The organism is Embleya sp. NPDC005971, assembly GCF_040629175.1.
Classification (GTDB): domain Bacteria; phylum Actinomycetota; class Actinomycetes; order Streptomycetales; family Streptomycetaceae; genus Embleya.
The window spans coordinates 1-25,156 of the sequence record NZ_JBEXUX010000106.1 but is presented as its reverse complement, the minus strand read 5'-3'; the positions used below and the strand labels follow the sequence as shown (position 1 = coordinate 25,156).

Below are 25,156 nucleotides of genomic sequence, written 5' to 3'. Positions count from 1 at the left end.
GAGCGAGGGGCCACTTTTTTGTGGAGGAGCCCGCGACGGAACAAAAAAGTGGTGCCTCGCGAGCCGGCGCCGAAGGCGCCCAATAAAAAGCAGCGTTGCATCGCCGAAAGCCGCCCACCCGCTCGCTCCGCTCACGACCCCGGCCCGGTTGTGGGGTTCGGCTCGCGGCTCGGGCCTTCCCGCCCGCTCCGCTCACGACCCAGGCTCATGTATGAGGCTGGGCTCGCGTCTCGGGCCTTCCCCCGCTCCACTCACGGCCCCGCGCAGTTGCCGCGTTCGGCTCGCGGCTCGGGCCTTCCCGCCCGCTCCACTCACGACCCAGGCTCATGTATGAGGCTGGGCTCGCGTCTCGGGCCTTCCCCCGCTCCACTCACGGCCCCGCCCGGTTGCCGCGTTCGGCCCGCGTCTCGAGCCTTCCCGCCCGCTCCACTCACGACCCCGGTCCGGTTGTGGTGTTCACCTCGCGACCGGGGCCTTCCCCCTCGCTCCGCTCACGACCCCGGCCCAGGCGTGGGGTTGAGCCCACCTCTCGGGCCCACCCCCTCGCTCCGCCCACGACCCAGCCCGGTCATGGGGTCGAGCCCACCTCTCGCGCTCACCCCCTCGCCCCGCTCACACCCCCGACCCGGCCACCAAGTTCAACTCACGACCGAAGCCATCCACCTCACTCCGCCCAAGCTCCGGCCCCGCGTCCCACCCTCGGCTGACGCCCCCACCCACCCCCACCTCACTCCCGCCCCAAAGCCTCCTGCGCCCTCCGCTCCCCCGTCGTGAAGTTGTTCCCCACCGTCAGATCGAAGCCCGGGATCTCCCCCTCCCGTCCATGCACCCCGGCCCAGTCCGCAGCGATCGTCTGCATGTACCCCCGCCCCCACGCGTGCTGATCCGCGATCGCCCGGTCCGCCGTCGCCGACGTGTCCACCGCAGCCTGTTGCGCGCTGTAGTCGGTGGTCAGCGCCACGATCCGGGACAGCGGCTCGGACACCATCGTCGGCAGTGGGCTCATCTTGATCGCGCCGCCGACCACGGCGTTGGCGACCTTCCCGTTCCACGCGACCTGGTCGTTGTACTCCTTGTCGCTGAGCACCTGTTGGTTGCGGATCGCCTCCGTCCGCACCGCGTCCAACGCGCCGACCACCTGCGCCGACTGGGCCAGGTGCTGGTCCGCGGTCAGGCCGGCCGGCGGGTCGCCCTTGGAGATGCGTTCCAGGCCCACCGCGATGTACGAGTGCTCGGCATCCGACATCGCCTTGAACGCCTTGGGGTCCTCCGCGACAACGGCCATCGTGCGCAGCAGGTCGTGGTCCGGGGTGCCGCCGAGGAACGTCGCCCGGGCCTCGCCCGAGTTCGGGAACAACGGGTCCGGGCCCGCCGACCCACCCGCGCGGTCGTTGCGCAACTCGTTGTGGATGTCCGGCATGTACGAGGCCATCGCGTTGCCGAAACTGTCCCGGTAGTCGGCGAAGTGGCCGCCCGCACCCTCCTGGCCGATGATGTGCACCGCCTCGGCCATGATCCGGGCACCGCCGTCGGTGTGCGCGCCCCCCGCGCCCGCGCCCGCCGGATGCCCGGTGGTAGCCGCCTCGAACGCCTTCCCGAACGAGTCGGCCGGCGAGCCCACGCCGGTGTCCGCGCCCCAGTCGCGCTCCTTGAGCAGGTAGTGCAGGTTCCCGCCGGCGGGATCGAGCACCGTCTCGGCGGCGCCCGGGTTGCGCCCGAGCGCGTCCATCAGCCCCTCCAACGAGTCGTACCCGCGCCCCTCGTGCCCCTGCGCGTCGTCCATCAGCGGGAAACGCTCGCGGATCACCGGGACCGCCTCGTGCAGGCCCGGCTCGGACCGGTCGAAGGCGACCATGTCCTTGCCGATGTCGCCGAGGAACTGCTTGTCGTAGTCGCCCTGATGCAGCATGTTGCCGAGCAACTGGTAGCCGTACAGGTAGTGCTTGGGCATGTCGTTGAGCACGAACGTGCGGCTGCGGCCGGCCTCCTTCAGGCCCTCCACCCAGCTCTGCGTGACATGCGGCTCGCCCTTGGGCTGCGTCGCGGTGGCCAGGTTGGTGCCCAGCGCGTCCTGGATCGCGCGCAGGTCGTCCATGGTGGCGCCGTCGGCGTCGTGGCCGGTCCACTTCTGGCCCCGGTTGACCACGCCGGCCTGGAGTTCGAGCAGGCCGTTCGGGCCGAGCGTGTTCATCAGGTTGGTGGCGAAGATCGACGACTTCTCGTTCCCGTGCAGCAGGTTGCGCAATTCCTCCAACTCGGCCGGGCTCAGCGTGTCGATCCGCTTGGCCAGCGCCGCCGCCCGGACCGAGTCCGGGAGTTCGCCACCGCCGATCGCCTTCGCGTTGAACGAGGTCGCGCTCGCGCCGATGTCGCCGCGCAGCGCGGACGCGGCGCGGGCGTCCGCGTCGGTCGCGTCGTCCAGGGCGGTCTTGAACTTGCGTTGGAAGTCCTCGGACAGTCCCTTCATCCGGGTGCCGTGCGCCTCGATGTCCTGGGGATCCGGCTGGTGTCCCTGCGGCTTGAGCGGGCCCCAGCTCAGCGACCCGTCGTCGTGCACCACCAACTCGTGTGCCTGCGCGTCGGCGATCGCGTCGGTGAGCTTCTTCTTCGCCGCGCCGATGTCGTCGGCGGCGTCGCGCAGGATCGCGCAGATCGCCCGGTATTCGGTCTTGCCACCCTCGAACACCTCGTCCAGGCCCCGGTATCGGGCCAGCGTGGCCTGCGCGGCCGGGCCGTCCCACTCGCCGGTCACCGTCAACGACCGCGAATCGACCCGGACCAATTGTTGTTTGCGATCCAGCCAGGACGCGAAGTCGTAGAACTCCTGGGCGGATTCGCGCAGAGCCTCGGTCTTGAGATCGCGCAGTTGGGCGAAGCCGACCATGCTCAGATCACCTTCCCACCGGCGAAGGAGGTGGTCACCGCGTGCTCGTTGCGGTCGTAGTTGTCCGCCATCGTGTACAGACCGTCCGAGATCTCGGACAGATCGCGCCGCAGCCGAGCGGTCTGGTCCTTCCACCGACCCTCGTTCAGCGGGCCGACCAACTGCCAACCGCCGAAGGCGGCCTTGGTGTCGAGTGCGTCCGGTACCGGCAGTTCGGTATTGATCTCGCCGCCCATGAGCAGCAACGTCTTGGCCGAGTTGCGCAGTTGCTGCGCCTCGACCTTGGTGTGGTCCATCGGCCCGCCGGCCCCGCCACCGGGCGGTATCGCGCTCCGAGGCATGCCGGGGTTGAGAATCGCGTCGATCCGCGAGGTGTCACTCATGATCACCGAGTCAAGCCACCCCCGGATGGCGCTCGACACCGACGCACGGTGAATCCCCCGTTAACGGAGCCGTCCCCATCCGGAAAGTGCCTGCCCCGAACCGAACCGGAAAGTGCCCCGGACCGATCCGGTCCGGGGCACTCACAGGACTACGAGAACCGCCTTGCCCCGCAGCACACCGAGAAAACCTGCGCGAAAGCAAGCAAGCAGGCAAGCGACAACCAGGCAAGCAGGCAAGCAGGCAAGCAGGCAAGCAGGCAACTCGTCGAGGATCAGCCCTCGTTCGTCACCCAGCTCATCATCTTGCGGAGCTCCTTGCCGGTGGTCTCCAGCTTGTGCTCGGCGTCCGCCTTCACGTACTCCTTGTACTTCGGCAGACCCGCCTCGTACTCCGCCATCCACGCGGTCGCGAACGAACCGTCCTGGATCTCGGCGAGCACCTTCTTCATCTCGGCCTTGGTGTCGGCCGTGATGATCCGGGGACCGGTGATGTAGTCGCCCCACTCGGCGGTCTCCGAGATGGACCAGCGCATCTTCTCCAGGCCGCCCTCGTACATGAGGTCGACGATGAGCTTGAGCTCGTGCATGCACTCGAAGTAGGCGATCTCCGGCTGGTAGCCGGCCTCGACCAGGGTCTCGAAGCCCGCCTTGACCAGCGCCGAGGCGCCGCCACAGAGCACCGCCTGCTCACCGAACAGGTCGGTCTCGGTCTCCTCGGTGAAGGTGGTCTTGATGACGCCGGCGCGGGTGCCGCCGATGCCCTTCGCGTAGGAGAGGGCGAGCGCCAGGCCCTGGCCCGACGCGTCCTGCTCGACCGCGACGATGCACGGCACGCCGCGACCCTCTTCGTACTGCCGGCGGACCAGGTGACCCGGGCCCTTGGGCGCGACCATGCACACGTCGACGTTGGCCGGCGGCTTGATGAAGCCGAACCGGATGTTGAAGCCGTGCCCGAAGAACAGCGCGTCGCCGTCCTGCAGGTTGGGCTCCACGGCCTCGGCGTAGACCTTCGCCTGGACCGGGTCGGGAGTGAGGATCATGATGACGCTGGCCTCGGCCGCGGCCTCGGCGGGGGTGACCACGCGCAGGCCGGCCTCCTCGGCCTTGGCCCGGCTCTTCGAGCCCTCCAGCAGACCGACCCGCACGTCGACGCCGGAGTCCCGCAGCGACAGCGCGTGGGCGTGGCCCTGGCTGCCGTAGCCGAGCACCGCGACCTTGCGGTTCTGGATGATGGACAGGTCGGCGTCGTCGTCGTAGAACAGCTCGGCCACTTCGGGGTTCTCCTTCAAGACAGGGTGCTTCCGGGGCCACGCCCCGCTCGTCATCTTTGCAAATCACGAGCGAGACGCGTGCCGCGGTTTGAAATGTGGACCGTGACGGTCCGTCAGAGCCAAAGTCCGGACATGTCCGCCTGGATCAGGGTCCGAACATATCCGTCAGGCCGAGCGTTCGACCGACCGCAGCGAACGGTCGGTGATCGAGCGACCGCCGCGGCCGATCGCCACGACGCCGGACTGGACGAGTTCCTTGATGCCGAACGGCTCCAACATGCGCAACATCGCGGCGAGCTTGTCGGGGCCGCCGGTGGCCTCGACGGTGACCGCCTCGGGCGAGACGTCGACCGTCTTGGCGCGGAAGAGCTGGACGATCTCCACCACCTGGGAACGGGTCTCGTGATCGGCGCGCACCTTGACCAGCAGCAGTTGGCGCTGCACCGACGCGGGCGGGTCGAGCTCGACGATCTTGAGCACGTTGACCAGCTTGTTGAGCTGCTTGGTGACCTGCTCCAACGGCAGTTCCTCGACCACGGTGACCACGATGGTGATCCGGGAGATGTCCGGATGCTCGGTGGTGCCCACCGCGAGCGAATCGATGTTGAAGCCCCGACGCGAGAACAGCGCGGTGATCCGGGCGAGGACACCGGGCTTGTTCTCGACGAGGACCGAAAGGGTGTGCTTGGACATGATCGCTGGACTCCTATGCCTTCCTGATGCCCTGTCGGCCTGTCAGTCGTCCGTGTCGCCGAAGTCGGGACGCACGTCGCGCGCGGCCATCACCTCGTCGTTGGAGGAACCCGCCGCGACCATCGGCCAAACCATCGCGTCCTGGTGCACGACGAAGTCGATCACCACGGGCGCGTCGTTGATCGACATCGCCTTGTGGATGATCTCGTCGAGCTGGTCCGGGCTCTCGCAGCGCAGTCCGACGCAGCCCATCGCCTCGGCGAGCTTGACGAAGTCCGGCAGCCGGCGGCTCTGCAGGTCGGTGTTGGAGTAGCGCTCGTTGTAGAAGAGCGTCTGCCACTGGCGGACCATGCCCAGGGTGCCGTTGTTGATGATGGCGACCTTGATCGGGATGTCGTTGACCGCGCAGGTGACCAGTTCCTGATTGGTCATCTGGAAACAGCCGTCGCCGTCGATCGCCCACACCGTGGTGTCCGGCATGCCGGCCTTGGCGCCCATCGCGGCCGGCACCGAGTAGCCCATCGTCCCGGCGCCGCCGGAGTTGAGCCAGGTGTACGGCTTCTCGTAGCGGATGAACTGCGAGGCCCACATCTGGTGCTGACCGACGCCGGAGGCGAAGATCGTGTCCGGACCCGAGATCGCGCCGAGCCGCTCGATCACCAGTTGCGGCGACAACGAGCCGTCCGCCGGCACGTCGTAGCCCAGCGGGTAGGTGTCGCGCCAGCGGTTGAGCGCGGTCCACCACTCCTGGTAGTCGCCGAACCGGCCGGCCTCGTGCTCGGCTTGGACCGCGACCACCAGGTCGGCGATCACCTCGCGGGCATCGCCGACGATCGGCACGTCCGCGGTGCGGTTCTTGGAGATCTCGGCGGGGTCGATGTCCGCGTGCACGATCTTGGCGTGCGGCGCGAACGTGTCCAGCCGGCCGGTCACCCGGTCGTCGAAGCGGGCCCCGAGCGCGAAGATCAGGTCCGACTTCTGCAGCGCGGTGACCGCGGCCACCGTGCCGTGCATGCCCGGCATGCCCAGGTGTTGCGGGTGGCTGTCCGGGAACGCGCCGAGCGCCATCAGCGTGGTGACCACCGGGGCGCCGGTCAGCTCGGCGAGGATCTTCAGCTCGGCCGACGCGTGTGCCTTGAGCACCCCGCCGCCGACGTACAGCACCGGACGCTTGGCCTCGCTGAGCAGCCGGGCGGCCTCGCGGATCTGCTTCGCGTGCGGCCGGGTGACCGGACGGTAGCCGGGCAGTTCGGGGGTGCCGTTCCAGATGAACTCGGTGGTCGCCTGGAGCGCGTCCTTGGAGATGTCGACCAGGACCGGGCCGGGGCGGCCGGTGCCCGCGATGTGGAACGCCGCGGCGATCGTCGGGGCGATCTCGGCCGGGTCGGTCACCAGGAAGTTGTGCTTGGTGATCGGCATCGTGATGCCGCAGATGTCCGCCTCCTGGAAGGCGTCCGTACCGATCGCGGCGCTGGCCACCTGACCGGTGATCGCCACGATCGGCACCGAGTCCATGTGCGCGTCGGCGATCGGCGTCACCAGGTTGGTCGCCCCCGGGCCCGAAGTGGCCATGCACACCCCGACCTTGCCGGTGGCCTGCGCATAGCCCTCCGCGGCGTGCCCGGCCCCCTGCTCGTGCCGGACCAGGATGTGGCGCACCTTCGTCGAGTCCATCATCGGATCGTAGGCGGGAAGAATCGCGCCCCCGGGAATGCCGAAGACCGTGTCCACCCCTGCGGCTTCCAGGGAGCGGATCAGCGCTTGGGCTCCTGTCACCTGATCGGTCATGCTTTCGTCTCTTCTCGATCTGAAGTCGGCATATCGAGTGGGGCGCGAGGCCCGGACCCGTCGGACTACAACAAAAAACCCCCCGTGCCGTTAGGCAAGCGAGGGGGGCGCGCGAACCGACTCGGTGGTCAGTTCACGCGCTTCTCAAGTACGAGGATGCGGGTCTGCATGCCCGCGACTCTCTCCCCGGGCACCTGTACGTGTCAAGCCGACCCTTCGGGCGTCTCAGTATTCGGGATTATTTGTCCAGGACTGACGGCACGTCACGGATTTCGGCCAACCCGCGACCCGGGACGAATGCGTCACATCTGCGGTCTGGGCACCTGGACCGGCAGGGCCGGGCGGACCTCCGGCAGCGGCTCGGGCCGCGGGCCGCGCACCGCGCTGTTGCCCGGCGGCGCCTGGCCGAGCACCTCGAAGATCGCGTCCCCGGAGACCGCCGGATGGAACCAGGTTCCCTGTCCGCGCTGGCACCCCATCTCGCGGAGTATGTCGACCTGCGCGTGGCTGTCGATGCCGGCCGCCACCAGGGTCAGCCCGGAGTCCAGGCCGAGCCGCACGATGGTCGAGGTGAGCACGGTCAGATGCGGACACGTGCCGACCTCGGCCACGAACGAACGGTCGATCTTGAGTGCGTCCACCGGCAGTCGGCGCAGGTAGGTGAGCGAGGAGTGCCCGGTGCCGAAGTCGTCCAGCGACAACCGCACCCCGAGCCGGCGCAGCACCGCGATCCGGCCGAGCAGGAGTTCGTCCCCGTCCGGCAGCACGTTGTCGGTGATCTCCAGGGTGAGCGCCCCGGCGGGCAGGTCGGCGCCGAGCAGGGTCTCCTCCAGCACGTCCAGGAAGCCCGGCCCGGTGAGTTGGCGCGCGGCCAGGCCGACCGTGACGCCGATGTCGTGGCCGGCCAGCCGCCAGGTCGCGGCGGCCAGCGTGCTCTCCTCGAGCAGCCTGCGGCCCACCGGCGAGAGTCGGCCCTCGGCGCCCGCGGTCAGCCGCACGTGGTCCGCCCGCCCCGGCACGACGCCGTCCTCGACCCGGCACAGCGCGGCCTCCACGTCGCGCACCCGACCGGTGTCCAGGTCCACCACCGGCTGGTAGGAGATGGCCAGCCGGCCGTCCCGGTCCATCCGGCGGCGGCCGGCGGCCCGAGCGGCGCGGCGCTCCACGTCCGCGTCCATGTCCGGGGTGTAGACCTCGACCCGGCCCTTGCCGCCGTCCTTGGCCCGATACATCGCGGCGTCCGCGTGCCGCATCAGGTCGGCCGGGGCGATCCCGGGCGCGGAGAAGGCGATGCCGATGCTGGCCGCGACACGCACCTCGCCGTCGGCGATGCGGTACGGCGCGGACAGCGTGGACAACAACCGCTCGGCGATCTCCCGGATCGCACGCGGGGAGGGATCGCCGACCAGGAGCGCGGCGAACTCGTCGCCGCCGAAGCGGGCCACCGTGTCGCCGATCCGGACCGCGTGTTCGAGCCGGCGGGCGGCCTGCACGAGCAGTTCGTCGCCCGCGGTGTGCCCGTAGTTGTCGTTGACCGCCTTGAACCCGTCCAGATCCAGGAACAACACCGCGATCGTCGGGGTGATCCCGCGCCGCTGGGCCAGCGCGTGCTGGATCCGGTCCTCGAACAGGGCCCGATTGGGCAGGTCGGTGAGCCGGTCGTGGAACGCGTCGTGTTCGAGCTGGGTCTGCAGCTTGATGCGATCGGTGACGTCGCGACTGTTGAAGATCAGCCCATCGCCATAGCGGTTGACCGCCGATTCGGTGTGCAGCCAGGTGCCGGCCGCCGAGCGGATCCGACACTCCACCCGCACCATCGCGGTGTCCGCCTCGCCCATCGGCACCACGCCGTCCAAGAACGCGCGTAGTTCGCGTTGTACGCGCGCGCTCTCCTCGGGATGGATGAGCAGTTCCAGCCGGGTGCCGACCAACTCCTCCGGCTCGAAGCCGTAGACCCGGCGCACCGCGTGGCTGACGTACTGGAGCACACCGTCGCCGGCGGCGATCATGATCACATCGCTGGAGCCCTGCACCAGGGACCGGAAGTGGCTCTCCTTGGCCGACAGTTCCTGGGCCATGAAGACGTTGTCGACGAGCGTGATGCCCTGCCGCAACACCAGCGTGACCAGGACGGTCGCGCCGACCCCGAGCACCACCTTGTCCGGGGCGTGCCCGGCCACCGCGCCGCCGAGCACGCCCGCCGTGCACACCGCGGCGGCGATGTACGGGGTGAGCGCGGACAACATCGAGATGGTGCGATGCCTGGGCCGCTCGTGCGCCTCGACCCGCTCGCCGGTCCACGGCGCGATGGCCAGCAGCAGACTGCCCGCGAACCAGCCCGCGTCCAGCAGACCGCCGGAGCGATATCCGCTGTTCAACCCGGGGGTGGTCCACAACGCGTCGCTCATCACGGTGACCGCGAGGCCGACCAGCGCCAGATTCAGTGCCGCGCGATCTCCCGAACCGGCCCGAAATCGCAAGCCGAGGACCATGCTGATCATCAGGATGTCGAGCACCGGGTAGGCGAGGGTGAGCACGATCTTGAGGATGTCCGAGCGGTCCCCGTTGGTACTGCGGGCCAGCGCGAGACTCCAGCCGAGCGTGAACAGCGAGCCGGCGATCAACCAGCCGTCCAGTGCCATGCAGGTCCAGGCCGCGATGCCGCGCGGGCGTTGGGCCACCAGGATCAGGCCGACGATGGTGGGCGGCGCGAACAGCAGGAAGATCACGTCGGTCGGGCCGGGCGTGGGCACCGGGGCGTCCAGGACGACCTCGTACCAGCCCCAGATCCCGTTGCCGAGCGAGACCATCGTGGCCGAGAAGGCGAACAGTGCCCAGGACAACCGGGCCCGTCCGAATTCGTGCACGGCCTTGAGCGCGCAGGAGATCGCCGCCACGGCCGCGGCGGCGGCCAGGCCGAAGTCGCCCATCGCAAGCGACAGCGTCGGATTGCCCCAGCCCTGGAGCGCACCGATCGCATACACGAGACACAGCGGCGCGATCAGGTACTTGAGCTGCCGCTGGGTAGGGGTGTCGGCCAAGATCAGCAGCCGCACCGGGTCGTCGTGGCTCGGCCACTCCGGCAGTGGTCCCCCGGCATTCCGCACTCCCCTCTGCCCGAAGTCGCCCGCACGGCGCTTCAGGCACTGCACCGGCCCTCACACCCCAGCCGTGAAGCGGGGCGGTCGGCGCCGGCGCGACGGGGGTGCGACACCCGACCGTGCGCGTCTCTCAACGCCCCACGACTCGGACGATACACCAACCCGTCACTGTGAGCTTGTCTTACTCAACACAGAGTAACTAATGATGGTCGGCATGGGAGTCCCTTCCCGCGCATTTGTGACAAACTCCCGACATCCGGCGGAAAAAGGGGCCCTGATCAGGGCAAACCTGGGAGTTTCAGCGGTCGTCGGGCGGTCCGGGGACCGGCCGGACGGCTTCCCGGAGCCCTGACGGGGGCTCGCGGGAGCCTCGTCCGACCGGGCCGCGCGGCAGCACCGCGGCGGCGATTCGATCGCTCGCGGGGAGCGCGATGGGGTCGGATCGGGGTCCGGAGAACTCGGACGGCCGAGCGTGGGAGCGGCGCGAGGGGGAGCGGGTGGGTCGCGCGGGAGTGGCTGCGACCGGCGCTCGTCGGCCGGCCCCGGACCGGATGCGCCCCCGGGCGCTCCGGTTCAGTCGCGCTTGAGCAGGACCGCGCCCGGTTCGCGGGCGACCTCGGTGAAGCCCTGCCCGATCAGATGATCGATCCAGTAGCGGGCCCAGTCCTTGTTGTCGCCCCACACCTCGATCGCCGCGTAGCCGGGGCCGGGCAGGATGGTCGGGAAGTCGGTCACCCGGCGCACCCGCGAGACCAGTTGCGGCGAGAAACTCATCGTGGCCGACACCGTCGCGTCCCCCGGGATCTGATCGAGCACCTTGTGCGCCGAGTGCACCCGGTCCTGGACCATCCAGGTGCGCTTGTGCAGCAGGTCCATCAGCGGGAAGTCGCGCATGAGCGCCAGCGACACCGCGAGCGGGACGATGGCGGCCTTGGCGGCGTACCGGCGCAACCAGTCCGCCCGCGACGCGCGCAGTTTGACCACGCCGTCCACGAAGGCCGCGAACACGATCGGCATCAGCACCGCGCTGTAGTGGAAGTAGGTGCCCCAGTAGAACTCGTTGCTGGAGGTGAACCGCCACAACATGGTGGGCACGATCATCGCCAGGATCGGCGAGCGCAGCGCGATGAACCCGGTGGGCAGCAGCAGGGTGAACAGCGTCATCCATTTCGCGCTGGGCAACACCATCGACTTGGGCAGTTCGATGATCAGCTCGGTGATCGGCACCTGGCCCAGCGACGTGTTGGGATCCGCGTTGCCGGAGCGTTGCGTCGAGTCGAGATTGCCCCAGAACGCATAGGTGTCGTTCGGGTTGATCGCCGGCAGCAGCACGAAGATCGCCAGCGCGAACGCGGAGACCCCGATCAGCACGTGCGCGGCGGCCAGTTTCCAGCGGCGCAGCAGCACCAGCGGCACGGCCGCGGCGGCCAGGGTGAGCCCCAGGTCCTCCTTGACCAGGATCAGCGGCAACCACCAGGCCAGTGCCTGGACGTGTCGGCCGAGCAGGAAACGGTCGAGGCCGAAGGCCAGCAGCGGTACCGCGAACGCGATCTCGTGGAAGTCGAACGAGACGGCCGACTGGATGCCCCAGGACAGCCCGTAGGCGATACCGAGCCCGGCGGCGCCGAGCGTGCCGAACGCGCGGGCGGCGATCCGGGTGATCGGTACCACCGAGGCGGCGACCAGGAACGCCTGGGCGATCAACAGGGTGCTCGGGCCGGGGAAGATCCGGTAGATCGGGCCGAGCAGCGCCAGGATCGGGTGGAAGTGCTCGCCGAGCACGTTGAAGTCGGGCGCCCGGATGTCCGATACCGGCGCCTCGAAGTTCGAGTACGCCTTGACCACCTGTTCGAACAGGCCCAGGTCGTAGGCGTGCGTTTCCATCCGCCGGTGGCGCAGCAGCGAGTGTGCGGCGTAGATCAGGAAGAAGCACACGGCGAGCAGGTACGGCAGCGCGCCGGTGCCGATCCGCTGCCGGGCCCGTTGGACCACGGTGCGCAGACCGACGTCGTGTTCACCCGTTCGGGGGGCGATCACCGCCGGTTCGACGACCGTCGAGGCGCCCGGCGCCGGATTCGCGTCGGCGGTGCCCGATGCCTCGAACCGCTCGTGAACAGCGCCGGGCGCCGTCCCCCTGTCTTCCATGTGTCTCCGTCCGGGTCGGGCATGCGCGGGCACACCGTACCGGTGTCGGCCCTGTCCTGAAGCAGAGCGCAACCTGAGCCGTTTGGTTGCTCAATCCCGCACGATGTTTGCCGGGGCCACCCCTTCGGACCAGCGTTCGAGCTGCGCCCGGATCAGCCGCAGGGCGCGCGGCAGGAAGGCGGACGAGCTGCCGCCGACGTGCGGACTGATCAATACGCCGGGCGCGAAGCGCAGCGGATGCTCGGCCGGCAGCGGCTCGGGTTCGGTGACGTCCAGGGCCGCGCGGAGCCGACCGGTGCCCAGTTCGGCGAGCAGCGCGTCGGTGTCCACGACCGCGCCGCGCGCGACGTTGACCACGAGCGCGCCGTCGGGCAGCCGGGCCAGGAAGTCGGCGTCGACCAGGCCGCGGGTCTCCTCGGTGAGCGGGACGGTGAGGATCACCACATCCGCGTGCGGGAGCAACTCGGGCAGGTCGGCCATCGCCCGGACCGGTCCGTGCGGGCCCGGGCGGGCGCTGCGGGCGATCCGGACCACGTCCACCTCGAAGCCCTGGAGCCGGCGGTCCACCGCCTCGCCGATCGCTCCGTACCCCACGAGCAGCACCCGCTTGTCGGCCAGCGCGGGATAGAAGCCCGCCCGCCACTCCCCCGCGTCCTGGCCGCGGACGAACGTGGGGATGTCGCGCAGCGCGGCGAGGGTGAGGGCGAGCGCGAGTTCGGCGGTGCTCGTCTCGTGGATGCCGCGGCCGTTGCAGAGCAGCACGCCGGGCGGCAGGAACGGCAGGACGTGTTCGTAGCCGGCGGTCAGCGTCTGGATCACCTTCAGCCGGGGCATGTCCGCGATCCGGTCGAGTGTGCGGCGGTCGAACATGTAGGGCAGGACGTAGAACTCGACGTCGGCGGCGGTGTCCGGAACCGGGCCGTCGAGGCCGTCGTAGACGTCGATGAGCGATCGGGCGCCGTCGCCCGGGGCGAGTCGGCCCGGGAGCGGGGCGAGTTGCTCCAGGGAATACGGGACCCAGATCCTGCCGTCGGTGACCATGGCAGGAACTCTAAATGCCGTGTCGCACCCCACCCCCACGGGCTCGGCCTTAGGGTCGGAGCATCCCGAGAAGGTGGTGTTTCCGGTGCGCACACGCCGTCCGAAGCCTCGTTGGCCCTCCCTGGTGCTCGCCGTCGCGCTGGCGGCCGGACTCACCGCGTGCGGCTCCTCCGGCGACTCGTCGGACAAGAAGGGCTCGCCCGGCCCTTCCACCGCGCCGGTGGCCGGCACCCAGCCGCCGTACGTGCCGGCGGGGCCGACCGCGGCCAAGGTCGCCGAGCCGATCGTGGCCGGTGAGATCGCCCGGGACCTGAACACGCCGTGGGGTGTGGCGCTGCTGCCGGACAAGGACGCGCTGGTGTCCTCGCGCGACACCGGCACCATCACCCGGCTCGGTCCGGGCACCGTGACGCCGGTGGTGGTCGGCACGGTGCCGGGTTCGGTGCATCGCGGCGAGGGGGGTCTGCTGGGGATCGCGGTGTCGCCGACGTTCGCGAGCGACCACTTCCTGTACGCCTATCTCACCACCGAGCAGGACAACCGGATCGTCCGGATGACCTATCTGCCGGAACAACCGCTGGGCCCGCCCGAGGTGCTGCTCGCCGGGATCCCGGCCGGTTCGAACCACAACGGCGGCCGGATCGCGTTCGGCCCGGACGGCATGTTGTACGCGGGCACCGGCGAGGCCGGGCAGAAGCCGCTGGCCCAGGACCGGAGCTCGCTCGGCGGCAAGATCCTGCGGCTCACGCCCGAGGGCCACCCGGCGCCCGGCAACCCGTTCCCGAACTCCCCGGTGTGGAGCCTGGGCCACCGCAACGTCCAGGGCCTCGCGTGGGATTCGACCGGCCGGCTGTGGGCGAGCGAGTTCGGCCAGGACACCTGGGACGAGTTGAACCTGATCCGCTCCGGCGCCGACTACGGCTGGCCGGCGGTCGAGGGCACGAGCGACAACCCCGCGTACGTCAACCCGGTCGCCCAGTGGGCCACCGACGACGCCTCGCCGAGCGGCATCGCGATCGTGGGCGACGTGGTGTACCTGGCCGGCCTCAAGGGCGAACGCCTGTGGGAGGCCCCGATCGTGGGCTCCACCGTGACCGAGCCCAAGGCGTACTTCCAGGGCAGGTACGGCCGGCTGCGCACGGTCGTGGCCGTCGGCGCGGGCGAACTGTGGCTGGTCACGAGCATGACCGACGGTCGGGGGACGCCGCGCAAGGGGGACGACCGGATCCTGCGCCTGGTCTCGGGCTGAGGCACCCGCTCCGGCCCGGCCCGGGTGGGCGGCGTGGTTGTGCCGGTTCGGGCGACGTCCGAGGCGGACGTTAGCGTATGCCGCACGAGGGAGGGATTCCGTGGACCGGAGCCTGGTGTTGGTGCTGCGCGAGCTTTCCGAGGCCGATGTGGCGGATGTGTTCACCCGGTTGACGGGGGTGCGCGGGTTCGGCGCGTCGGTGCCGCACGAGGTGTGCCTCTCGGACGCGTTGGTGGACACGATCGCCTACTGCGCGCGTGGCTGGGAGGTCGCCGAGACGGCGGCCAACCCTCGGCTGACGCCGAGTCAACTGTGCCGACTGATCGAGGCCGGCGGCGATCCGGTGGTGGCCGCGGCGTTCCCGCCGGGCGAGGAGAGCGATCCGGGCGGCGACGAGGTCGGCGATCTCGATCGGGCCCGACGGGAGTTGCGCCGGCCCGGCGTCACGGCCGAGCGGGCGCTGGCGCTGTTGCAGGCGTATCCGGTGTTGGCGCACACCGCTCGGCGGGGCGGCTCGGCGAGCGTGTTGCACAGCCCGGATCTGCCGGTGACCCGGACCGAGGCGCTGGACCAGGTCGGCCCCGCGCTGCGGGCCGGGGTGCTCGCGCCGCGCGAGATCCTGGCCCGGATGCGGCCCGCCCGGGTCGCCGCCCAGGTGCTCGCGGTGGTCTCCCGGGAACACTCCTACGTCACCGGCGAGACCACGATCCACGACGTGCTCAGGCCGCAGATCATCGCGACGCTGGGCGCCGATCCGGCCGCGTGGGCCCAACTGGCCCGCAGGCTGGGGCGGTTCGGCGGCACCCTGCCGGAGCTGTTCGCCGAGGCGAAGGCGCACGCGGACAAGCCGACGATCGCGGTGCCGGCCGCCGTGCGCCCGTCGGTGGTCTTCCTGCTCCGCCGGCTGGACGCGGACGAACTGACCGCCCTGATACCGCATCTGGACGACGCGGCGGCGGCCGCCCTGCTCCCGGGCAACGTCCCGCCGTTGCCGAATGTCGCCGAGGCCGCACTGCGCTGCGCACATCCGGCGATGCTCGCGGCGCTCGCCGAGCACCAGACCATCGGGCGGCACTACGCCCGGCTGCTCAAGGACCTCGGTGACGACCGCTTGGACCGTCTCCTGGTCGAGAACCGCTCCGGCGTCACCGCCGAGTTGCGGCGCGAGATCTACGCCGGCCGGCGGGCCGGTCGCCCGCGCGTACCGATGCATCCGGACCTGCGGGCCCAACTGATCAACGAACCGCACTTCGGTGGCGAGCCCGAGTCCTACGCGATGTCCGGCGACCCCGGTGTGGTGGACCACGCGCTGCCCAAGTGCGGGGAGCGCAAGCTGCGTCGGATCGACTGGATCGACATCGTGTTGAGCCTGTGGGAGCGGGCCGACGCGAAGGTGACCGGCGACATCCTGGCCAACCACGGCGCGCTGTTCCCGGACCTGATCCGCAGCACGGCGCAGGCCGCGTTGGCCGCCGACGACCCGACGGCGCTCCGGGAGTTGCGTGCGCGCTGGGATCGCGGGCCGCGGGCCGAACCGCCGGTCCCCGAGCATCGCCGGCCGGCCGTCGACCGGGTGCGCGACACACCGTTGGACCAGTGGCACTCCTGGCTCTCCGCCGCGGTCGTCGCGGGCGAGTTGGACACCGAGGAGGTCGTCCGGCACGCCCGGCCGGCCCGGCACGCGTTCGAGGCGCTGGTGGCGATCGACACCTACCACTGGGCTCCCGGCGACCCGCGCCCGGCGCTCGCGCACCTGGCCAAGCGCATCGGCGCCAACCCCGAGGCGTGGGTCGTCCTCACCGGGCTGATCGCCGAGTTCGAGGGAACGCTCGCCGAACTCGCCGACCTGTCGTCCGCCGCGGCGGGGTAGACCGAGGCCCGGCCTTCGAGACCCGCCGGCTCGTCCGGTCCGGCGGATCGGACGGGCCTAGCCGTCCACCAGGTGCAACCGGTGGGCCACCGCGGCGGCTTCGCCGCGGCCGGTCACCTCCAGCTTGGCCAGGATGTTGGATACGTGCACGCTGGCCGTCTTGACGCTGATGTACAACTCCTCGGCGATCTGGCGGTTGCTGCGGCCGTCGGCGACCAGTCGCAGGACGTCGATCTCGCGGGGCGTCAGGGTCGGCAGCGGTGTGCCGGCGTCGCCCTGGGTGGTGGGGGCCATCCGGGCGCGGCGGGTGAGCAGGTCGATGAGTTCGCGCAGGGTCTTGGCGTCCAGGAGGACGGCCACCTCCGCGGCGGTGGCCAGCGGGAGCGCGGCGGCGTCGCGGTCGCCGGCGGCGAGCAGGGTCTCCGCGTGCCGGAAGCGGGCCCAGGCGGTGCGGTAGACCTGCTCGGTCATTTCCCAGGCGCAGACCACCCGACCCCACAGCTCGGCGTCGTCGGTGCCTGCCGCGCGGGCCAGTTCGGCCTTGACCTGCGACGCGTACGCCGCGTCCAGCGCGCAGTCCACCGCGAGCGTGCCGGCCATCGCCGCGATCCGGTCGGCGATGTCCTGACGGGCCTTGAGCTCGGACTCGCGCGGGCGCACGGTCGAGGTGCGCGCGTCCGCCTCGTTGGCCGCCGCGTCGGCGAGCAGTGGCCACATGTAGCGCTGATGGCCCGGCGGGCAGCCGACCCCGTCCAGGGCCGCGACCAGCGCCTCGCGGGATTCGTCCAGCCGGCCCTGCGCCTCGGCCACCCGGATCTCGGCGCGGGCCAGCGGGATCGAGTATTGCGCCTCGACGTAGCGCGAGCCGGCGGCCAGCCGGGAGCGCTTGAGATGCGCGCTCGCCCCGCGTACGTCACCGCGGGCCAGGCACAGGTCGACCAGTTGAAGTTCGAGGTGGCGGGTGGTCTGCGGCCCCGGGTCCAGGTCGAGGGTCTTCTCCACCAGCGTCTCCAGGTCGGCCCAGTCGCCGGCCGAGAGCAACGACTCGGCGAGGTTGCCCAGCGCGAACGAGCCGGAGGTGCGGGTGAGTCCGCGCTCGGCGGCGACATCCATCGCGCGCCGCGCGGCCACCGCGCTCTCCCGGTGTCGGCCCAGACCCTCCAGGAGCGACGCCTTGTTGCTCAGCACATGCACCAGGCTGTCCGGCTCGCTGCTGTCGATCGCGCCCTCCTCGGCCAGCGCGATCTGTGCCATGCCCTCCTCGACCCGTCCGATCTGCACCAGGCCGCAGGCGAGCGTCTTGCGGGCCTCCGCCTCGATGTCGCGGCCGGCCATGGCCCGGGCGAGGTCCAGCGCGGTCATCGCCTCGGCGATCGCCTCTTCGCCGTCGCCGTCGAGCATCCGGTCCCGGGCGATGTGCGCGAGCACTCGGGCCTGCTCCATCGACGGTGGCAGACCCGCCAGGATCTCTCTGGCCCGGTGCAGTTCGGGCATGCCCGACGAGCGGCACAGGATGCGCAGACTCCGGGCCTTCTCCCGCCACAGGAACGCGGCCAACTCGGGTTCGGCGACCGGGTCCACCAGTTGGATCGCCCGCTTGCAGAAGTGGATGGCCAACTCGCGCTCGCTGCCCAGTCGGGCCGCGGTGACCGCCTCCATGTAGATGTCGATCAGCCGGCGACCGCTCAGTTGCTCCGGATCGGGCACCTGCTCCCACAGCAGCAGTGCCCGCTCCAGCAGCCGGGTGCGTTCGTCGAAGGCATACCGCTCGCGCGCCGCCTCGGCCGCGGCGAGCACCGCCGGCAGCGCCTTGACCGCCTTGCCGGCGTGGAACCAGTAGGTGGCGATCCGACCGCGCAGCTCGTCGGCGCCGACCAGGTCCGGGCAGCGCTCCAACGCCTCGGCGAAGGTGGCGTAGAGCCGGACCCGCTCACCCGGCATCAGATCCTCGCGGATCGCGGTGCGCACCAGTGCATGTCGGAACTGGAACTCCTCGCCGATCGGCACCAGTACGTGTGCCGACACCGCCGTGCGCAGCGCCTCCTCCAGCCGATCCGGATCCAGCCAGGAGACCTCGGTGAGCAGCCGGTGCCCGACGGTGACCCCGCCGATCGCGGCCAGTCGGATCACCTTCTGGGTGTCCTCGGACAACTCCTCGATCCGGATCAGCAGCAGGTCGCGCAGCGTGTCCGAGATGCCGGTGAGTTGGCCGTCGCGGATGCTGCAGGCGAGTTCCTCGACGAAGAACGCGTTCCCCTCGGACTTCTGGAAGATCTGTCGGATCAGCCGGCGCGGCGGGTCCTCGCGCAGGATGCCGCGCAACTGGTCGCCGACCTGGGCCCGGGTGAGTCGGGCCAGGTCGATCCGGGCGACGTTGTGCACCCGGTCCAACTCGGCCAGGAAGGAGCGCAGCGGATGCCGACGGTCCACCGCGTCCGCCCGGTACGTGCCGACGATCAGGATCCGACCGGTGCGCAGCAGCCGGAACAGGAAGCCGAGCAGTTCGCGCGTGGACGAGTCGGCCCAGTGCAGGTCCTCGATCGCGATCACCAGGGTGCGGTCGCCGCCCAGTCGCTCCAGCAGGCCGAGCATCAACTCGAACAGCCGGACCCGGTCGAACTCGCCGTCGCGCGCGATGGTGCCCGGCGCCAGGTCGGGCAGCAGCCACGCCAAATCGCGCTCGCGACCGGCGACCGCCTCGGCCAGCTCGGGGCCGATCCGGCGGGAGAGGGTACGCAGTGCCGCCGAGATCGGCGCGAACGGCAGGCTCTCCGCGCCCAGCTCCAGGCAGCCGCCGACGGCGGTCACCGCGCCCTGTGCCTCGGCCCGCTCCAGGAACTCCTGGAGCAGGCGCGTCTTGCCGACGCCGGCCTCGCCCCCGACGAGTACGACGCCCGGCGTGCCCTCGTCGGCTTCGCGCAAAGCCTGGAGGAACCGCGCCATTTCCAATGACCGGCCTACGAACACGGGAGAAACAGAAGTACTCGCCACAGTGCCGAGCATGTCATGTTCCTTCGCTTCGCAGCCGGGGTTTTCACCCCCGGCGAAACCCGTTTGCGCAGGTCAACCAGGGGGTTTCGAACAGCGTGGCGGGCATCACGTGCTCACCGTGCGCGCAGGTGCAGGCCGGCTACCCGCCACCCGATCAAGCCGCGATCGGAACTGAGGCCGCCGGCGCCCCGGCCGGTTCGGCGCTCCTCGCGCCGGGCCACCCGGGCCGCCTTGGCCGCGAGCCGGCCGGCGCGCAGTGCCTCGCGGACGGCCCGGTCCCGGTCGGCCATCGCCCGCAGCTCGCGCGAACGGGCCTGGAACAGTTCGTACTCCATGGTGTCGACCTCCTGGTCACCCGAGCCGGTCGCTCCGGCTCGTGGTACGAGCTTCGCGTCCCAGGGGGTCCGCCGGCATCGGGCGGATGCCGTATCCCGGGTGCTCAGCTCGTCCACGATCGATCCAAGGCAATCGAGAAGAACCCGATAAGGGGGTCGTACAGACCTGGGGAGAACCCCGGTCGAACATCGCGGCGTCCCGTCGAGGTGTGGGACACACACGAAAGGGCCCCCGATCGCGATGCGATCGAGGGCCCTCCTCGGGGTGAGCGGCCGCCGGCCGGTCAGGAAACGCCCAGGCGCTCCAGGATCAGCTCACGCACTCGTGCCGCGTCGGCCTGTCCGCGCGTGGTCTTCATGACCGCGCCGACCAGGGCCCCGACCGCCTGCACCTTGCCGCCGCGGATCTTGTCGGCGATGCCCGCGTTGGCCGCGATCGCCTCGTCCACGGCCGCGCCGAGCGCCGAGTCGTCGGAGACGACCTTGAGCCCGCGCGCCTCGACCACCGCGTCCGGCTCGCCCTCGCCGGCGAGCACGCCGTCGATCACCTGGCGGGCCAGCTTGTCGTTCAGCTCGCCGCCCTTGACCAGCGCCGCCACCCGCGCGACCTGGGCCGCCGTGATCGGCAGCGTGGCCACCTCGACGCCGCGCTCGTTGGCCCGCCGGGACAACTCGCCCAGCCACCACTTGCGGGCCGCGTCCGCGTCGGCCCCGGCGTCGATGGTGGCCAGGATCACGTCGAGCACGCCGGCGTTGACCATCGACTGCATCTCGAAGTCGTTGACGCCCCACTCGGCCTGCAGCCGGGCCCGGCGCAACGACGGCAGCTCGGGCAGCGTGCCGCGCAGTTCCTCGACCCAGGCACGCGAGGGCGCCACCGGCACCAGGTCGGGCTCGGGGAAGTAGCGGTAGTCCTCGGCCTCTTCCTTGATGCGGCCGGCGGTGGTGCTGCCGTCCTCCTCGTGGAAGTGCCGGGTCTCCTGCACGATGGTGCCGCCGTCGGTCAGCACGGTGGCGTGCCGCTGGATCTCGAACCGGATGGCCCGCTCGACCGAACGCAGCGAGTTGACGTTCTTGGTCTCGCTGCGGGTGCCGAACTTCTCCCGGCCCTTGGGGCGCAGCGACAGGTTCGCGTCGCAGCGCATCTGGCCGAGTTCCATCCGGGCCTCGGACACCCCGAGCGCGCGGATCAGCTCGCGCAGCTCGGCGACGTACGCCTTGGCCACCAGCGGGGCCAGTTCGCCCGCGCCCTCGATCGGCTTGGTGACGATCTCGATCAGCGGGATGCCGCACCGGTTGTAGTCGAGCAGCGAGTAGTCCGCGCCGTGGATGCGACCGGTCGCGCCGCCCATGTGCAGCGACTTGCCGGTGTCCTCCTCCATGTGCGCGCGCTCGATCTCCACGCGCCAGGTCTTGCCCTCGACCAGGACGTCGAGGTAGCCGTCGAACGCGATCGGCTCGTCGTACTGCGAGGTCTGGAAGTTCTTCGGCATGTCCGGATAGAAGTAGTTCTTCCGGGCGAAGCGGCACCACTCGGCGATGTTGCAGTTGAGCGCGAGGCCGATCCGGATCGCCGACTCGACCGCGACCGCGTTGACCACGGGCAGCGCGCCGGGCATGCCCAGGCAGGTCGGACACACCTGGCTGTTGGGCTCCGCGCCGAACTCGGTCGAGCAGCCGCAGAACATCTTGGTCGCGGTGCCCAGTTCGACGTGGACCTCCAGGCCCATCACCGGGTCGTAGGTCTCCAGCGCGTCCTCGTAGGACATCAGGCTGGTGGTACTCACAGGGCGTCGGCCTCCGTCAGCTCGTCCTCGACCTCGCGCATCGCGCGGATCAGCAACGCGAAGCCGGTGACCACCGCGGCGGCGCTGATCACCGCGTCGGCCAGCTCCAGCTTGTCGTTCTTGCCCCGGGCTTCCTTGATCTGCTTGATCACGCCGATCGCGCCGAAGAGCTGCATGCCGACGCTGAAGACCTTGGCGACGTTGCTCTTGGGGGCTTTCTTCTTCTTGGCCATATCGACTCCTCGAAAAGTCAGAGCGCGGGTGCGCGGTCGAGCAGCGGGGCACCCCAGCGGGACAGGTAGGCGGCCTCGACGGCGGCACCCACCCGGTACAGCCGATCGTCCGCCATCGCGGGCGCGATGATCTGCAGGCCGACCGGCAGGCCGTCCTCGTCCGCGAGGCCGCACGGCAGCGACATCGCGGCGTTGCCCGCGAGGTTGGACGGGATGGTGCACAGGTCCGCGAGGTACATCGCCATCGGGTCGTCCGCGCGCTCCCCGATCGGGAACGCGGTGGTCGGCGTGGTCGGCGAGATCAGCACGTCCACCTGCCCGAAGGCCGCCTCGAAGTCGCGGGTGATGAGCGTGCGGACCTTCTGCGCCTGGCCGTAGTACGCGTCGTAGTAGCCCGAGGAGAGCGCGTACGTGCCGAGCATGATCCGGCGCTTGACCTCGGCGCCGAAGCCGGCCTCGCGGGTCAGCGACATGACCTCCTCGGCCGAGCGGTCGCCGTCGTCGCCGACCCGCAGGCCGTAGCGCATCGCGTCGAAGCGGGCCAGGTTGGACGACGCCTCCGAGGGCGCGATCAGGTAGTAGGCCGGCATCGCGTAGGTGAAGTTCGGGCAGGAGATCTCGACGATCTCGGCGCCCAGTTCGCGCAGCAGCTCGACCGCCTCGGCGAACCGGGCCAGCACGCCCGCCTGGTAGCCCTCGCCGCCGAACTCCTTGACCACGCCGATCCGCAGGCCCTTGACGCTGCCGCTGCGCGCGGCCTCGACCACGTCGGGCACCGGTGCGTCGATCGAGGTCGAGTCGAGCGGGTCGTGCCCGGCGATCGCCTCGTGCAGCAGCGCCGCGTCGAGCACCGTGCGCGCGCACGGGCCGCCCTGGTCGAGCGAGGAGGAGAAGGCCACCAGGCCGTACCGCGAGACGCCACCGTAGGTGGGCTTGACGCCGACCGTGCCGGTGAGCGCGGCGGGCTGGCGGATCGAGCCGCCGGTGTCGGTGCCGATCGCCAGCGGCGCCTGAAAGGACGCGATGGCGGCGGCCGAACCACCGCCGGAGCCGCCCGGGACCCGGCTGGGGTCCCACGGGTTGCCGGTCGGACCGTACGCGGAGTTCTCGGTGGAGGACCCCATGGCGAACTCGTCCATGTTGGTCTTGCCGAGGATGACCACGCCCGCGTCCTTGAGCCGGCGGGTCAGCGTCGCGTCGTACGGCGGCTTCCAGCCCTCCAGCATCTTCGACCCGCAGGTGGTCGGCACGCCCTTGGTGGTGAACACGTCCTTGAGCGCGAGCGGTACGCCGGCCAGCGGGCCGAGCCGGTCGCCGCGGGCGCGGGCGTCGTCGACGGCCTTGGCCGCGGCGAGCGCGCCGTCCGCGTCCACGTGCAGGAACGCGTGCACCTTGGCGTCGACGGCCTCGATGCGGTCCAGGTGGGCCTGGGCGACCTCGACGGCGGTGACCTTGCCGTCGGCGATGGCGGAGGCGGTCTCGGCCGCCGTCCAGCGAATGGTCTCGGTCATGGCCGTCACTCCTCTCCCAGGATGCGGGGCACCCGGAAACGCTGCTCTTCGGCGGCCGGCGCACCGGACAGCGCCTCCTCGGGGGTGAGCCCGGGGCGGATGACGTCCGGCCGCATGACGTTCGTCAGCGGCAGCGGGTGCGAGGTCGGCGGGATGTCGTCGGCTGCGACCTCGGCGACGCGGGCGACCGCGCCGATGATGTCGTCGAGCTGCGCGGCGAGGTGATCAAGCTCCTCGGCCCCGAGCTCCAGCCGCGACAGCCGGGCGAGGTGGGCGACCTCCTCGCGCGTGATGCCAGGCATGCAGGCGGGTTCCTTCGGTTTCGTCGGGTGTGGAGGGCCCAGTCTATTGGCCGGGGGCGCGGGATTTTTGTTCCCACCTGTCGGCCGGGGGCGCGGGGTTTTGTTCCCGGCCGCCCACCCGCGGCGTCCGGCGGGGAGGCTGCGGGGGTTCGGGCGGGTGGGTGGCCCACCGGGACCTCTTGATCCACTTCGTGCCGGGTTCGGGCGGCTTCGGGCCGGCCGCTCGGGTACGCGGGTGCGAATAATTCCGGCCGGACGGCACATCTCGTCGAACGACTCGGAAGTAACTTCACTCAAATGCCAACTTCCGTTACCGACTGGGTAAGAGAACTTTGCGAAGCCACTCTCCGGTCTGCGTCCCCCCGCGTCGATCGGCCCTTCGCACGACTCTTGGGCCCGGCGTCCGAGAGCGCGCTCGTCAAGGACTCGGGGCTTGGGAGGGGACACGATGGCCGCCATCGTGCTGGTACACGGGATCGCGCAGGAATACAGGTCGGCCCACACGCTCGAGGAGGAGTGGGTGCCACGACTGGCCCGGGGAGTGAAGGCCGCAGGTTTTCCCGAGGTCGCGGACCGTCTGTGGAAGTACCGCCACACCCGTCGCGGGATCGACGCGCGGATGGCGTTCTATGGTGACCTGCTCCGCCGACACCCGTCGCAGGGCGAGATGATCGACGAGGACATCCAGCACGAGGTGACCGCGCGCATCGGTCGCGAATGGCTGGATCGCGCCGCGCTCCGCGGTTCGGTTCCGCCGGAACGGCAGCGCGCGGCAAGGGAGATCGCCCGCCTGGAGGGCGGGCCGGGGGAGACGGGTCGCACCGTCGTGCTCTCCCCCACGTGTGGGCTCGCCGGGTTGCGCTGGTTCGCCGCCGACGGGCCGGGCTCGGCCGGTGGCTTCGTGAACAAGGCGCTGACCCAGTTGACCCGATATCTGACGGACGATCAGACCCGGAATCGGGTGCTCGATCGGGTGGGTACCGAGATCGGTTTCGACACCAAGGTGGTGATCGGGCACTCGCTCGGCGCGGTGGTCGCCTACGAACTCGCCCACCGGCTGCGCAGACCGCTGCCGCTGTTGATCACGCTCGGGTCTCCGCTCGGCCCGGACACGGTCGTCGACTCGTGGGTGCGGCCCCAGCCCGCACAGCCGCCGGCGTTCGTCGAGAACTGGGTGAATCTGGCCGATCGCGACGACCTCGTGGCGGCGGATCCCACGCTGGGGCGGATGTTCCCGGTGCCCACCGAGGGCGGGCCGGTGATGCGGGGCGGTTACACCGGCGAGCATGGGGCCGAGCCGCACAAGGCGTGTTTCTACCTTCAGCGACGCGAGATAGGTCGGAGTGTGGGGTTGGCCTTCGGAACATGAAACGTGCTGCCGGGCGGGCTGCGCAGCCTGCGATCCTGCCCGCGGCCCGTTGTCCTCGGGCGCCGGACGGGCCACGTGGCCTCGAACGCCGGCCGGGCCGGATCTCGGCCCGGCCGGCGGCCTCGTAGGCGGGGAACGCGCCGCCGGAGTGGGCGGCCAGGACCACGTCGGTGAGGTCGCGCGAGGTGATCTCCTCGACCAGG

The 25,156-nt window shown here is 70.7% G+C and carries 16 protein-coding genes and 1 pseudogene; 3 read left to right on the top strand and 14 right to left on the bottom strand.

What is annotated here, in order from left to right; all coding sequences use genetic code 11:
* Positions 1-727: 727 nt before the first annotated feature.
* The 8 genes and pseudogenes from ABZ374_RS45420 to ABZ374_RS45385 form a co-directional block, all read right to left on the bottom strand.
* Positions 728-2,884: a DUF6571 family protein gene (locus ABZ374_RS45420; RefSeq protein ID WP_360323948.1), complete on the bottom strand. Its 2,157-nt coding sequence runs from the start codon at positions 2,882-2,884 to the stop codon at positions 728-730.
* A gap of 2 nt (positions 2,885-2,886) precedes the next feature.
* Entirely contained in the window at positions 2,887-3,267 is a 381-nt protein-coding gene (locus tag ABZ374_RS45415) for a hypothetical protein (protein ID WP_360323946.1), read from the bottom strand.
* Between the two features lie 272 nt (positions 3,268-3,539).
* Positions 3,540-4,538: a ketol-acid reductoisomerase gene (gene ilvC, locus ABZ374_RS45410; protein WP_360323944.1), complete on the bottom strand. Its 999-nt coding sequence runs from the start codon at positions 4,536-4,538 to the stop codon at positions 3,540-3,542.
* Positions 4,539-4,703: 165 nt separating this feature from the next.
* Positions 4,704-5,231 (bottom strand): acetolactate synthase small subunit, encoded by a 528-nt coding sequence (gene ilvN, locus ABZ374_RS45405; protein WP_360323942.1) that lies wholly within the window; start codon positions 5,229-5,231, stop codon positions 4,704-4,706.
* A gap of 42 nt (positions 5,232-5,273) precedes the next feature.
* Positions 5,274-7,046, bottom strand: a pseudogene (locus tag ABZ374_RS45400) (acetolactate synthase large subunit); the annotation flags it as partial.
* Positions 7,047-7,321: 275 nt separating this feature from the next.
* Positions 7,322-10,075 (bottom strand): diguanylate cyclase, encoded by a 2,754-nt coding sequence (locus ABZ374_RS45395; protein ID WP_360323940.1) that lies wholly within the window; start codon positions 10,073-10,075, stop codon positions 7,322-7,324.
* A gap of 618 nt (positions 10,076-10,693) precedes the next feature.
* The gene (locus ABZ374_RS45390; RefSeq protein ID WP_360323938.1) at positions 10,694-12,265 is read right to left on the bottom strand and encodes a DUF2079 domain-containing protein; all 1,572 of its coding nucleotides are present in this window, start codon (positions 12,263-12,265) and stop codon (positions 10,694-10,696) included.
* 90 nt (positions 12,266-12,355) lie between these two features.
* Positions 12,356-13,306, bottom strand: a complete 951-nt coding sequence (locus tag ABZ374_RS45385; RefSeq protein ID WP_360323936.1) for a 2-hydroxyacid dehydrogenase — start codon at positions 13,304-13,306, stop codon at positions 12,356-12,358.
* A 121-nt stretch (positions 13,307-13,427) separates the two neighbouring features.
* Here ABZ374_RS45385 and ABZ374_RS45380 point away from each other — a divergent pair, with 121 nt between their 5' ends.
* Positions 13,428-14,555, top strand: a complete 1,128-nt coding sequence (locus ABZ374_RS45380; protein ID WP_360323953.1) for a PQQ-dependent sugar dehydrogenase — start codon at positions 13,428-13,430, stop codon at positions 14,553-14,555.
* A gap of 100 nt (positions 14,556-14,655) precedes the next feature.
* A complete protein-coding gene (locus ABZ374_RS45375) occupies positions 14,656-16,425 on the top strand; it encodes a hypothetical protein (protein ID WP_360323934.1) in 1,770 nt (589 codons plus the stop codon).
* A 57-nt stretch (positions 16,426-16,482) separates the two neighbouring features.
* On the opposite strand, the gene ABZ374_RS45370 is transcribed toward ABZ374_RS45375, so the two are convergent.
* From ABZ374_RS45370 to gatC, 6 genes are all read right to left on the bottom strand, one after another.
* Positions 16,483-19,428 carry an AAA family ATPase gene (locus ABZ374_RS45370; RefSeq protein ID WP_360323932.1) on the bottom strand — a complete coding sequence of 982 codons (2,946 nt, stop codon included), beginning with the start codon at positions 19,426-19,428 and terminating at the stop codon, positions 16,483-16,485.
* Between the two features lie 101 nt (positions 19,429-19,529).
* Positions 19,530-19,751, bottom strand: a complete 222-nt coding sequence (locus tag ABZ374_RS45365; RefSeq protein WP_360323930.1) for a hypothetical protein — start codon at positions 19,749-19,751, stop codon at positions 19,530-19,532.
* 284 nt (positions 19,752-20,035) lie between these two features.
* On the bottom strand, positions 20,036-21,520 hold the full coding sequence (gene gatB, locus ABZ374_RS45360) for an Asp-tRNA(Asn)/Glu-tRNA(Gln) amidotransferase subunit GatB (protein ID WP_360323950.1): 1,485 nt from the start codon (positions 21,518-21,520) through the stop codon (positions 20,036-20,038).
* 14 nt (positions 21,521-21,534) lie between these two features.
* Positions 21,535-21,771: a hypothetical protein gene (locus tag ABZ374_RS45355; protein ID WP_360323928.1), complete on the bottom strand. Its 237-nt coding sequence runs from the start codon at positions 21,769-21,771 to the stop codon at positions 21,535-21,537.
* Positions 21,772-21,788: 17 nt separating this feature from the next.
* A complete protein-coding gene (gene gatA, locus ABZ374_RS45350; RefSeq protein WP_360323926.1) occupies positions 21,789-23,282 on the bottom strand; it encodes an Asp-tRNA(Asn)/Glu-tRNA(Gln) amidotransferase subunit GatA in 1,494 nt (497 codons plus the stop codon).
* A gap of 5 nt (positions 23,283-23,287) precedes the next feature.
* On the bottom strand, positions 23,288-23,584 hold the full coding sequence (gene gatC / locus ABZ374_RS45345) for an Asp-tRNA(Asn)/Glu-tRNA(Gln) amidotransferase subunit GatC (protein WP_355535084.1): 297 nt from the start codon (positions 23,582-23,584) through the stop codon (positions 23,288-23,290).
* 448 nt (positions 23,585-24,032) lie between these two features.
* On the opposite strand from gatC, the gene ABZ374_RS45340 reads away from it, so the two are divergent.
* Positions 24,033-24,953: a hypothetical protein gene (locus tag ABZ374_RS45340; protein WP_360323924.1), complete on the top strand. Its 921-nt coding sequence runs from the start codon at positions 24,033-24,035 to the stop codon at positions 24,951-24,953.
* The last annotated feature ends 203 nt before the right edge of the window (positions 24,954-25,156 follow it).

Bases quoted from the DNA above. Each gene is read 5' to 3' on its own strand.
- ABZ374_RS45420 (WP_360323948.1), bottom strand. From the start codon at position 2,884: ATGGTCGGCTTCGCCCAACTGCGCGATCTCAAGACCGAGGCTCTGCGC.
- ABZ374_RS45365 (WP_360323930.1), bottom strand. From the start codon at position 19,751: ATGGAGTACGAACTGTTCCAGGCCCGTTCGCGCGAGCTGCGGGCGATG.
- ABZ374_RS45355 (WP_360323928.1), bottom strand. From the start codon at position 21,771: ATGGCCAAGAAGAAGAAAGCCCCCAAGAGCAACGTCGCCAAGGTCTTC.
- ABZ374_RS45370 (WP_360323932.1), bottom strand. From the start codon at position 19,428: ATGCTCGGCACTGTGGCGAGTACTTCTGTTTCTCCCGTGTTCGTAGGC.
- ABZ374_RS45340 (WP_360323924.1), top strand. From the start codon at position 24,033: ATGGCCGCCATCGTGCTGGTACACGGGATCGCGCAGGAATACAGGTCG.
- gatA (WP_360323926.1), bottom strand. From the start codon at position 23,282: ATGACCGAGACCATTCGCTGGACGGCGGCCGAGACCGCCTCCGCCATC.
- ABZ374_RS45385 (WP_360323936.1), bottom strand. From the start codon at position 13,306: ATGGTCACCGACGGCAGGATCTGGGTCCCGTATTCCCTGGAGCAACTC.
- gatB (WP_360323950.1), bottom strand. From the start codon at position 21,520: ATGTCCTACGAGGACGCGCTGGAGACCTACGACCCGGTGATGGGCCTG.
- ABZ374_RS45390 (WP_360323938.1), bottom strand. From the start codon at position 12,265: ATGGAAGACAGGGGGACGGCGCCCGGCGCTGTTCACGAGCGGTTCGAG.
- ilvN (WP_360323942.1), bottom strand. From the start codon at position 5,231: ATGTCCAAGCACACCCTTTCGGTCCTCGTCGAGAACAAGCCCGGTGTC.
- gatC (WP_355535084.1), bottom strand. From the start codon at position 23,584: ATGCCTGGCATCACGCGCGAGGAGGTCGCCCACCTCGCCCGGCTGTCG.
- ABZ374_RS45415 (WP_360323946.1), bottom strand. From the start codon at position 3,267: ATGAGTGACACCTCGCGGATCGACGCGATTCTCAACCCCGGCATGCCT.